Here is a 10,552-nt window from a genome sequence, read left to right as displayed (position 1 = left end):
GAGTGAATGTGAGAGGGGCCGAGATGACCGCAGTACTGGAACGTGTTGAATCCGGGAAACAGTCCGAAGGACTAAGGGGAGTGTTTGGGACGGGCTGGCACCGCGTGTGCACCGTGGAGGACCTTGAGCCCGGCTGGGGCGAGGCTGCCCTGGTATCCGGACGGCAGGTGGCGCTGTTCCGAACCGCCGCCGGTGAGGTGTTCGCCGTCGCTCAGGAGGATCCGGCGACGGGCGCCCATGTGATGGCCCGCGGCATCACCGGTTCCCGCGGGACGCGCCCGACGCTCGCCTCGCCGCTGCACAAGGAGGTCTATGACCTTGGAACCGGGGAGTGCCTGGGCACTCCGGAACTCAGGCTTGCCACCTTCGGTACCCGGATTGTGGGCGGGTACATTGAGGTGGAACTCTAGCTGCCCGCGGTTACAGGAGCCTTACAGCCCCAGGGCCTCGCGGACGTCCGCGAGGACTCCGTCCAGCGCGGCGCGGGCTTCGTGCCGCGCCGCGGGCAGCTCGGCGGCCGAGCCGACGCTGCGGATGACCTCCAGATAGCACTTGAGCTTCGGCTCCGTCCCGCTGGGGCGGATGATCACGCGGCTGCGGTCCTTCGTCAGGTACAGCAGCCCCTCGGTCGGCGGCAGCTGCGCGCTGCCTTCGGCCAGGTCGGTGACCGTTTCGATGGCGGAGCCGCCGAACGATTCCGGCGGGCTGACACGCAGCCGGTTCATCATCGCGTCCAGTAGGCCCAGGTCCGCGACCCGGATGCTGAGCTGGTCGCCGGCATGCAGCCCGTGGACGAGGTACAGCTCATCGAGGGTGTCGAAGATGGTCTTGCCCTGGGCCTTGGCCGTTGCCGCGAGTTCGGCGATCAGTACCGCTGCGGAGATCCCGTCCTTGTCCCGGACCAGCGAGGGCGCGACGCAGTAGCCCAGCGCCTCCTCGTAGCCGTAGAGCAGTCCGGGCACGCGGGCGATCCATTTGAAGCCGGTGAGGGTCTCCTCGTGGGCGTAGCCCGCCGTGGCGGCGATCCGCGCAAGCAGCCGTGAGGACACGATCGAGTTGGCGAAGACCCCTTCCGGGGATCCCTCGCCGGCGGCCAGCCGTGCCACGACGTGCGCTCCCAGCAGGGCTCCCACCTCGTCGCCGCGCAGCATACGCCAGGCGCCGGAGTCCGGATCCTTCGCGGCCACCGCGGCGCGGTCGGCGTCGGGATCGTTGGCGATCACGATGTCGGCCTCCACCCGGGCCGCCGTTTCCAGTGCCAGGTCCAGGGCGCCGGGCTCTTCGGGGTTCGGGAAGTTCACGGTGGGGAAATCCGGGTCCGGTTCCGCCTGTTCCGTGACCAGTGTGACGTCGCCGAAGCCGGCGGCGTCCAGCACCGAGACTGCCGTCCCGCCGCCCACGCCATGCATCGGGGTGAGTACGATCTTGAGCTCCCGGGCCGGGAAATACAGCGGATCCGCGAGGGCTGCGACGGCGGCCTCGTAGTCCGCGGCGGTGGAGCGGTCCAGCACCGTCCAGCCGTCCGTGGCCAGCGCGATGGAGTCCAGCTCACCGACGGCGGCGATCTTCGCGGCGATCCTGGCGTCGTAGGGCGCCACAATCTGCGCGCCGCGGCCGCTTTCCTCGACGGCATGGCGGCCCAGGTAGACCTTGTAGCCGTTGTCCTGCGGGGGGTTGTGGCTGGCCGTGACCATGACGCCGCCGTCGCACTCCAGGGCCCGGACGGCGTAGGCGAGCAGCGGCGTCGGGAGTGCCTGCGGCAGCAGGAACGTCTCGATGCCCGCGGCGGTGAGGATCGCCGCCGTTTCCGCCGCGAAGGTATCGGAGTTGTGGCGGGCATCGTAGCCGACGACGGCGCGCGGCCGGGTGCCGGGAGAGGCCTCCGTGACGGCGTCGGCCAGGAAAGCGGCGAATCCCGCGGCGGCGCGGCGCACGACGACGCGGTTCATCCGGTTCGGTCCCGGGCCCAGTGCTGCCCGCAGCCCGGCGGTGCCGAACTGCAGGGTGCCGTTGAAGCTGTCCGCCAGCTCCTGGCGGGCGGCGGCTTCGCCGTCGTCCGCCAGGGAGACGAGCGCGGTCAAGGCGGCCGCGGTGGCGGGGTCCGGATCCTGGGCAGCCCAGGCGCGGGCGTCGCTCAACAGCTGGGACAGTTCGGCATCGGAAGACGTCATAAGAACCAAACTATCGCCAAACGTGTGCGATGCCGCCCCCGCAATCGAGAGTTGGGGTTTCAGTTGCATCACGCCCGGGCCGCAGCCCGGACTCAGGAGAGGCCTTGACACCCAATTTTCCGGACACGTAACGTCTGGAATATGAAGATGGGCCGGGGGGTGGAATGGGCCGTCCACAGCTGCGTCAACATGGCATGGACGCCGGCAGGGGAAGCCGTGAACAGCGCCCGGCTGGCGGAGTTCTATAAACTCCCCGGGGCCTACCTCAACAAGCAGCTCCAGTCGCTGGTCCGCGCGGGAATCCTGGCCTCCGTCTCGGGACCGCGCGGAGGCTTCCATCTGGCCCGCAGGCCGGAAAACATCACCGTCCTGGACATTGTCCTCGCCCTCGAGGGTTCCGAGCCGGTGTTCCGCTGCGAAGCCATCCTGGCGAACGTGCCGGAGGCGGACAGCCAGGAGAACTTCGTGCGGACCTGCCTCATCTCGCAGACCATGCGCCAGGCCGAGCTGGCGTGGCGCCAGGCGCTGGCCCGGCAGACCATCGCCGGGATCGCCGACTCGATGGACCGGCGGTTTCCCGAGGACAAGCTGAAGGCAGTGCGGTACCTGGCCGGGGAGTCCTGAAGGCTCAGAGTTTCGCGATGATGTCCGCGAGCAGCCTGGAGATCCGCGGGCCCGCTGCGGCACCGGCCTCGAGGACTTCCTGATGGCTGAGCGGGACCGGGCTGATACCGGCGGCGAGGTTGGTCACGAGCGAGATGCCGAACACCTCCATGCCGGCATGCCGGCCCGCGATCGCCTCCAGGGCGGTGGACATGCCCACCAGGGACGCACCGATCCGTTTCGCGTACTGCACCTCGGCCGGAGTCTCGTAGTGCGGGCCGGTGAACTGTGCGTAGATGCCCTCGTCCAGCGAGGGATCGACTTCGCGGGCCAGGGCCCGGATCCGGGCGGAGTACAGGTCCGTCAGGTCCACGAAGGTGGCACCTTCGAGCGGGGAGGCGGCGGTGAGGTTGATGTGGTCGCTGATCAGCACAGGGGTGCCGGGGGCCCAGTCTTCGTTCAGGCCGCCGCAGCCGTTGGTCAGGACCAGGGCCTTGCAGCCGGCGGCCGCCGCGGTGCGCACGCCGTGGACCACGGCGCGGACTCCCTTGCCCTCGTAGTAGTGGGTGCGGGCGCCGAGGACCAGGGCACGCTTGCCCTCCTTGGTCAGCACCGAACTGATGGTGCCGACGTGTCCTTCCACGGCCGGTGCCGAGAACCCGGGGATCTCGTCCGCGGACAGGGTGGCGGTGGTCTCGCCGATCAGCCCGGCGGCCTCGCCCCAGCCCGAGCCGAGCACGAGGGCGACGTCGTGGGACTCGACCCCGGTCTCTGCGGCGATGTAATCGGCGGCGTCGCGGGCGGCGTCGAAGGGGTCCGTGCTCAGGAATTCTGTTCTACTCACCGGTACAAGTTATCGTGCCGGCGCCGTGCTGCCCAGCACCGGGGCAGCACGGCGCCAGCCCGGTTCTTGGTGGTGCCGGTCCGGATGGTGGACAATGGCTGATTGTGACTACGCATCCCGATTTCAGCTCACCCCGCATTGCAATTCTCGGCGGAGGGCCTGGTGGCTACGAAGCCGCCATGGTCGCCGCATCCCTCGGTGCGAAGGTCACCATCGTCGAGCGTGCCGGTCTCGGCGGATCCGCCGTGCTGACCGACGTCGTGCCTTCCAAGACGCTGATCGCGACGGCGGACCTGATGACCCGGATGGGCGAGGCGGGGGCGCTGGGCGTTATGTTCGACGTCGACGGCGGCGATATCGCCCCGGTGATGCGTGCGGACCTCAAGCACATCAATGACCGCCTCCTCGGCCTGGCCCGGAAGCAGTCCGAGGACATCCGCGCGGCCCTCGAGCACCAGGGCGTCCGCATCCTGATCGGCTCCGGCAAGATGCTGGACAACCGCACCATCGAGGTCCTCACCTCCGAGGGAACCGAGAGAATTGAGGCGGACGCGATCCTGCTGGCCGTCGGCGCGCACCCGCGGGAACTGCCCACGGCCAGGCCGGACGGCGACCGCATCCTGAACTGGGCGCAGATCTACAACATGGACGAGCTCCCCGAGGAACTGATCGTCGTGGGTTCCGGTGTCACCGGCGCCGAGTTCGCCTCGGCCTACAACGGCCTGGGCTCCAAGGTGACCCTGATTTCCAGCCGCGACCGGGTCCTGCCGGGCTCGGACACCGACGCCGCCGAGGTCCTCGAGGGCGTCTTCGAACGGCGTGGGCTCAGGGTGCTGTCCCGCTCGCGCGCCGAGACCGTGGAACGCACGGAGGACGGCGTGGTGGTCACGCTCGGGGACGGCTCCAAGGTCACCGGCAGCCACTGCCTCGTCTGCGTCGGCTCCATCCCGAACACCGACGGGATCGGGCTCGCGGAGGCCGGCGTGGCGGTCACCGGGAGCGGCCACATCAAGGTCGACGGCGTTTCCCGCACCACCGCCTCCAACATCTACGCCGCGGGGGACTGCACCGGCGTCCTCGCCCTGGCCTCCGTGGCCGCGATGCAGGGCCGGATCGCGATTGCGCACTTCCTGGGCGATGGCGTCATGCCGCTCAAGCTCCACCAGGTGGCGTCCAACATCTTCACCTCGCCGGAGATCGCCTCCGTGGGCGTCTCCGAGGCGGAGATCGATTCCGGCAAGTACCAGGCCGATGTCGTCAAGCTCTCGCTGCGCAGCAACGCCCGGGCCAAGATGCGCAACCACAAGGACGGCTTCGTCAAGATCTTTGCCCGCAAGGGCTCCGGGACCGTGATCGGCGGCGTCGTCGTCGGCCCGAACGCGTCCGAGCTGATCTTCGCGATCTCCATCGCGGTGACCCAGAAGCTGCACGTCGACGACGTCGCCAGTACCTTCACGGTGTACCCGTCACTGAGCGGATCCATCTCCGAAGCAGCCCGGCGCCTGCACGTCCACATGTAGCTAGAACGGGTACGGGGCGATGTCCGGCCGGACCGTGAGCCACTGGATTTCCGTGAAGGACTCCATGTTGGCGTGGTGTCCGCCGATCCGGGAGCCGTTGCCGGAGCTTTTCATTCCGCCGAAGGGCGAGTTCGCCTCGTCGGACACCGTCTGTTCGTTGATGTGGACCTTGCCGGAGTCCAGTTGGTCGGCGATGGCCATCGCCATGCCGACATCGCCCAGGATGCCGATCGAGAGGCCGTATTCGTTGCCGTTGGCTAGGGCCACGGCTTCCTCGATGGTGGAGAACTTCATCACCGGGGCCACTGGGCCGAAGATCTCGTCCTTCCACGCCGGGCTGGCCACGTCCAGGTCCGCGAGCACTGTGGGCCGGTAGAACCTGCCGTCGTGAGTGCCGCCGGCGGCCAGCCGTGCCCCGCCCTGCACCGCGTCCCGGACGATCGAGTCGACGCGGTGCAGTTGCTTCCCGTCGATGAGAGGGCCCAGGGCCACGGTCCCGCTCTTGGGATCCCCGACGGGAAGATGCATGGCTTTCTCCGCGAGGGCGCTGACATAGTCCTCATAGAGGTCTTCGTGGACGATGTGCCGGCCGGCGGCCATACAAATCTGGCCCTGGTGCATAAAGGAACCGAACGCCGCCGCGGAGGCGGCCTTGGCCAGGTCCGCGCCCGGCAAGACAATGAGCGCGTTGTTCCCTCCGAGTTCCAGGTGCGCGCGCTTGAGCAGCCGCCCGGCCGTCTCGCCGATCTTCCGGCCGGCCGCCGTCGAGCCGGTGAACGCGATGACGCCCACTTCCGGGGCCTCGACGACGGCGGCGCCGATGTCGGCGCCTCCGGGCAGCAGCGCCAGAAGCCCGGGGGGCAGTCCGGCTTCCTCGAAGATCCGGACCAGTGTGACCCCGCCGCAGACCGCGGTGCGCGGGTCCGGCTTGAGCAGCACGGCGTTGCCCAGCGCCAGGGCGGGGGCGACGGCGCGGATCGAGAGGATGAGCGGGAAGTTGAACGGCGCAATCACAGAGACGACGCCGACGGGCCGCCTCCGGGCGAAGGACCAGCGGTTCTCGTTTGAGGTGAGCACGTCCCCGGCGGGGAGGGCGGGCAACGCGGAGGCGTCGTAGCATTCGTTGGCGGCGATATGCGTTTCCAGGCCTGCCTTGGGCGCAATGCCGCCGGACTCACGGACGATCCAGTCCTGGATCTCCGCCTCATGTTCTTCCCAGAGCAACCCCGCGCGGCGCAGCACGGCGGCGCGGTCCTCGGGGTTGAGCTTGGCCCAGTCCTTCTGCGCAGCCGCCGCTGTTGTGGCGGCTTCACGGACGTCGTCCACGGAGGCGAGGCCATAGTGGCACAGGGTTTCGCCGGTGGCCGGTTCGACGGCTTCTGCTGTGCCGCCGCCTCCCGGGCGCCAGCCGTTGAGGTAGATCTTGCCCTCCCAGAGGGAGGCGTCGAGCAGGGACATGTCCTGTCCTTTCATCGTGGGGGACGTGGCACTTCAGCGGCCTGTCGCCGGGAACACGCCGGACCCTCCGTCCATCAGATGCCGCACGGCCTTGATCGTCAAGAGTCCAAGGCCCCCTGCCGCCGGTGGCTGGGTTTGTCGCCACCCGGGGACCTTCGGCCGTATCGCATCGCATCCGGGTGCGGACATCATGGAACATGGCCAAGATCTATATCCCCTACGGAACCGTTGAAGGACAGACCGGCCGGATCGCCGAGTACATTGCGGAGGTGGTCCGGGCCCACGGCCACCAAGCGGACACGGCGGACCTCAAACACTCCGGCGATGCCCTTCCGGACGGCTACGACGCCGTCATCGTCGGGGGCTCGGTCCATGTCGGCAAGCACGAGGCCTACGTCCGTGACTTTGTCCTGCGGAACCGGGCCGAGCTGGAGCGCCTCCCGTCTGCCCTCGTTTCGGTGAGCCTCGCCGCCCGTGGCGACGGGGAGAACGCTGAGAGCTATGTGGAGAAGTTCGAGGCGGCGACGGGCTGGCATCCGGCCCACGTCGGGCTCTTCAGCGGCGCCCTGCTGTATACCCACTACAACTTCCTCAAACGCCAGCTCATGAAGAAGATCACCAAGGACAAGGGGTCCCCGGACCTGGATACCTCCCGCGACTACGTCTACACCGAATGGGACGGCGTGAAGCGGTTTACCGAGGATTTCCTGGCCGGACTGGCTGCTCCGCAGGCTTAGCCAAAGGCGTAAGGCGGGACCGCGTCCCCGGGCGCAAAGGGTTCGAACCAGTGCTCGAAGCCCAGCGTGTCGGCGTCGTCCTCGAGATCGTCGAGGTTGTCCGCGTACAGTGTTTCGCTGTCCGCGTCCTCCAGCAGGACCTCCTCAACCTCTGCCCGCCAGTCCTCCGGCAGGTCCAGTTCGTAGATGTCCTCGGTGATTTCCGCCTGGTCGAGCAGGCAGCGGACCGCGAGTTCGGCAGCCAGGCATCCCGGAGCGATCCAGCCGCGGACCAGGGCTGCGGTGACGTCCGCAGCGACGACGATGAACTTCCGGGTGAACTTCAGGTCGTAGCGGGCGGCGAACTGAGGCGGCAACGAGGACAGGACCGAGGTGCCGGCGATGTCGGCCGGGGCGATGGTCGCGAGCTCGTTCAGGGTGTCGAGATCGCGGAAAAGCTGGTCGATGAGGACACTCGAGGAGTTCCAGAGCAGGCCTGCCAGCAGACGGGTCTGGAGCACGGACTTTTGACGGTCTTCGGGGGAGAAGGCGGCCATTTCGTCGAGGTCCTCGGGGTCGAACTGGAGGCGCTGTTCCGGGGTCATGTCAGCCGGGTGCGGGTCAAGGCCCAGCAGTTCAAGGCTCAGCCCGGTCAGTTTCCCGGCGTCGGCCAGCAGTTCTTCGGTGATGTCGTCTTCTTCGTCGGCAGTCATGGCCCCGATGCTACCTGCCGTTTGGTCTCTCCCCGATTTCCGTGACGCGCACGTGTCCGGCAGGAAATATTGGTGAAAAGTTCTGCTTCCGTTGCCGGACCGGCCGATCCGTCGGTGTACGGTTTCAACGTAATTCTTGCCGGTCTTCGGCTTTTCCGGATTCTCCCGGTACAAGAGAAGACGGGACAGGCGGGTTAGGGACCCAGCCGTAAACACGAACAAAGGAATATTGGATGTCGATGGACCCCTTGGCCGCTCCGGCATGCGCCGACGGCCCGCAGCCGGCTGGCACGATGCCGGGTGGGCCCGACGCCGATATCGTTGCGGAGAACATCCGCCGGCAGGCAGCCGTGATTATCGAGGCGGTGCTTTCGCGCACGACGCCCGAAGAAGCCGCGGTCAGGGACAGACTGCGCGGACACCTTGCCGCCAACCCCGGGCATCCGGAGGTGGCGCTCGCGGAACACCTGATGTCCCTCGGGTCCTTGGATACGTTCACGGCGAGCGTCCAGGAGATGCGGCTCCCCGCGGGCCAGCCCGACGGTACAAACGAATACGAAACGACGGCCCCCGACGTGGCCGAGAGCGCCTGAGCAGCGCCTGCCCGAAGGCGGTTTTCTGCGATTGGTTCCTACGGCGGCTGCCCCAGCCAAAAATGTAGCCGAGGCGACCATCCACCACGGATAATGAACGGGCGCCCGACTGCGTACTTCTACTTACGCGGCTATCCGGCGGAATAAATATATGCCGGTAACGTTGCCTCGGGTGACAACTCCTTGCCCGGTGGACATGACGCGGTTGGTGGACGTAGAGCCGGTTTCGATAAACACATAGCCGACGTGCTCTAGATGCCATCCCTTAGCTTCGATTTGCGCAAGAACATCGGTAGCACCTCCTGTATGACGAACTGCGTTATCTGATGATCCGAATGATGACGCGAACCCGTTGAGCTCACTCACTTCGATTTCAAGCTGGAAGAAACCGTCGCCGTTTTGATGAGCTGCAGAAGCACGCCCAACTGGGCTTGCTGCATATCGAGCCTCTGCCTGGACTTTCTTGGCCTCGAGTTCGAGTGCCTTCCTCGCTGCTTGTTCTTCCAGTTTTTATTCCTCTGTCTTACCCCAAGCCATCGAAATTTTCCCCTTCACGCCAAGCTCGCCGAGTCTCTGGAAAGCCCACAGGATCCAACGGCGGCAGCATGATGCCGCCGTCGTGACCAGTCTCCCTCGTGGCTCAGTCATAAGGGATGAAGTTGAGGGCCTCGCGCGATGTGTCGGATGGTCACCTCCGGAGTGCGTTCAGCTGAGGAGTAAGGAGTAGTTGCTGTGCAAGTACTCCGCAGGGGGGCCATGCGTCCAGTCCGAAGGCTAATTTTCCCTATGTGAGAAAAAGATCCGGGCTACCCAAGTTCAGGTCAGTTCACTCTTCTTGGGCCGGGACCACCAACTGATACCTTCCCAACCAAACGCAGTGAATCGATTTTCGTAACGCTGGAGCGACCTTGTCGAAACGTAGATGAGTCCCGTCGGTGCGGTGCTACGGTGACGTCGTCACATTTGCATCATTCTTAGTTTCCTGGGGGAAATATGTTCGATATTGAAAAAACTTCATCGCGCCAAAAAATCAAGTGGCGCCCATCAATTTCCTTCTGGATCATGGCGGCCATTGTGTTGATTTTGGTCATTATCTTCGCTGCCTCTGGCGGCTTCGGCGGAGCCCTTATTCTGCTGGGCATCATCGCGCTGATTACGGGTCTCTACGCGCTGCTGTCCAAGCGGCGCAGCTGGGTCGGAATTCCTCACCGCAAGAGCGCATTGATCGTTGCGGGCTCGGGAATCGTAGTATTCATCGTCGGAGGCATTGTCGCCGGTGCGACTGCTTCGACGACGGGAAGCCAGAATAAATCAGCGTTGGTTGCAACCTCGGCCTCCGCAACTGCGAGTCCCACTCCGACAGCCACCGCAACGGACCCGGCTAAGACTGCCTGCCTCACGGCCAACGATACAAAGACGTATAACGGTGACGCCTTCGTCTGCACCATCGGTACAGATCAGCGTCTGGTGTGGTTGCCGGAAGCGGAATCCAAGACAGTCATCGCGAAAGCGGCTGCGGACAAGGTAGCCGCCGACAAAGCCGCTGCAGACAAGGTTGCCGCCGACAAAGCCGCTGCAGACAAGGTTGCCGCCGACAAAGCGGCTGCGGACAAGGTAGCCTCCGACCAATTGGCCGCCCAGCAGGCCGCTGCTGCGCAGCAAGCAGCAGCGCAGCAGGCCGCCAAGAACGCGCCAGCGGCTGTAGTGCCTGCTGCGCCCGTAGCGCCGGCGGCTCCGGCTGCGGCCTACTACGCGAACTGCACCGAGGCCAAGGCTGCGGGTGCCGCTCCCATGTACAGGGGCACGCCGGGGTACCGCTCGCCCTTGGACCGCGACGGAGACGGAATCGCCTGCGACAAGTAACAGCGCGCAAAGAAGGGGCCACCAGCGGTGGCCCCTTCTTTGCGCTCAAATTTCGACGTCGATTCCTGGTT

At 66.2% G+C, this 10,552-nt stretch carries 10 protein-coding genes; 6 read left to right on the top strand and 4 right to left on the bottom strand.

Features of this window, described 5'->3' with window-relative positions:
* The first annotated feature begins 23 nt into the window (after nt 1–23).
* The gene (gene nirD / locus E5206_RS17075; protein WP_136323529.1) at nt 24–410 is read left to right on the top strand and encodes a nitrite reductase small subunit NirD; all 387 of its coding nucleotides are present in this window, start codon (nt 24–26) and stop codon (nt 408–410) included.
* Nucleotides 411–431: 21 nt separating this feature from the next.
* On the opposite strand, the gene E5206_RS17070 is transcribed toward nirD, so the two are convergent.
* On the bottom strand, nt 432–2,171 hold the full coding sequence (locus E5206_RS17070) for a phospho-sugar mutase (protein ID WP_136323528.1): 1,740 nt from the start codon (nt 2,169–2,171) through the stop codon (nt 432–434).
* 141 nt (nt 2,172–2,312) lie between these two features.
* Here E5206_RS17070 and E5206_RS17065 point away from each other — a divergent pair, with 141 nt between their 5' ends.
* The gene (locus E5206_RS17065; protein WP_136323527.1) at nt 2,313–2,795 is read left to right on the top strand and encodes an Rrf2 family transcriptional regulator; all 483 of its coding nucleotides are present in this window, start codon (nt 2,313–2,315) and stop codon (nt 2,793–2,795) included.
* A 4-nt stretch (nt 2,796–2,799) separates the two neighbouring features.
* Here the strand turns inward: E5206_RS17065 and E5206_RS17060 are convergent, their stop codons facing one another.
* Complete coding sequence (locus E5206_RS17060) at nt 2,800–3,618, bottom strand: purine-nucleoside phosphorylase (RefSeq protein ID WP_136323526.1); 819 nt, start codon at nt 3,616–3,618, stop codon at nt 2,800–2,802.
* Nucleotides 3,619–3,722: 104 nt separating this feature from the next.
* Between E5206_RS17060 and E5206_RS17055 the strand changes: the two genes are divergently transcribed.
* Nucleotides 3,723–5,138 (top strand): NAD(P)H-quinone dehydrogenase, encoded by a 1,416-nt coding sequence (locus tag E5206_RS17055; RefSeq protein WP_136323525.1) that lies wholly within the window; start codon nt 3,723–3,725, stop codon nt 5,136–5,138.
* On the opposite strand, the gene E5206_RS17050 is transcribed toward E5206_RS17055, so the two are convergent.
* Nucleotides 5,139–6,596: an aldehyde dehydrogenase family protein gene (locus E5206_RS17050; RefSeq protein ID WP_136323524.1), complete on the bottom strand. Its 1,458-nt coding sequence runs from the start codon at nt 6,594–6,596 to the stop codon at nt 5,139–5,141.
* A 197-nt stretch (nt 6,597–6,793) separates the two neighbouring features.
* Here E5206_RS17050 and E5206_RS17045 point away from each other — a divergent pair, with 197 nt between their 5' ends.
* Nucleotides 6,794–7,333 carry a flavodoxin domain-containing protein gene (locus E5206_RS17045; RefSeq protein WP_136323523.1) on the top strand — a complete coding sequence of 180 codons (540 nt, stop codon included), beginning with the start codon at nt 6,794–6,796 and terminating at the stop codon, nt 7,331–7,333.
* Here the strand turns inward: E5206_RS17045 and E5206_RS17040 are convergent.
* Nucleotides 7,330–8,025 carry a hypothetical protein gene (locus tag E5206_RS17040; protein ID WP_136323522.1) on the bottom strand — a complete coding sequence of 232 codons (696 nt, stop codon included), beginning with the start codon at nt 8,023–8,025 and terminating at the stop codon, nt 7,330–7,332. The genes E5206_RS17045 and E5206_RS17040 overlap by 4 nt on opposite strands.
* Before the next feature lie 233 nt (nt 8,026–8,258).
* On the opposite strand from E5206_RS17040, the gene E5206_RS17035 reads away from it, so the two are divergent.
* Nucleotides 8,259–8,618 (top strand): hypothetical protein, encoded by a 360-nt coding sequence (locus tag E5206_RS17035; RefSeq protein ID WP_136323521.1) that lies wholly within the window; start codon nt 8,259–8,261, stop codon nt 8,616–8,618.
* 993 nt (nt 8,619–9,611) lie between these two features.
* Nucleotides 9,612–10,481 carry an excalibur calcium-binding domain-containing protein gene (locus tag E5206_RS17030; protein ID WP_240689805.1) on the top strand — a complete coding sequence of 290 codons (870 nt, stop codon included), beginning with the start codon at nt 9,612–9,614 and terminating at the stop codon, nt 10,479–10,481.
* Nucleotides 10,482–10,552 lie beyond the last annotated feature (71 nt).

This window comes from Arthrobacter sp. PAMC25564 (assembly GCF_004798705.1).
Lineage (GTDB): Bacteria > Actinomycetota > Actinomycetes > Actinomycetales > Micrococcaceae > Arthrobacter.
Note: the sequence above shows the minus strand (reverse complement) of the source record. Positions and strands in the feature narration are given on the sequence as shown.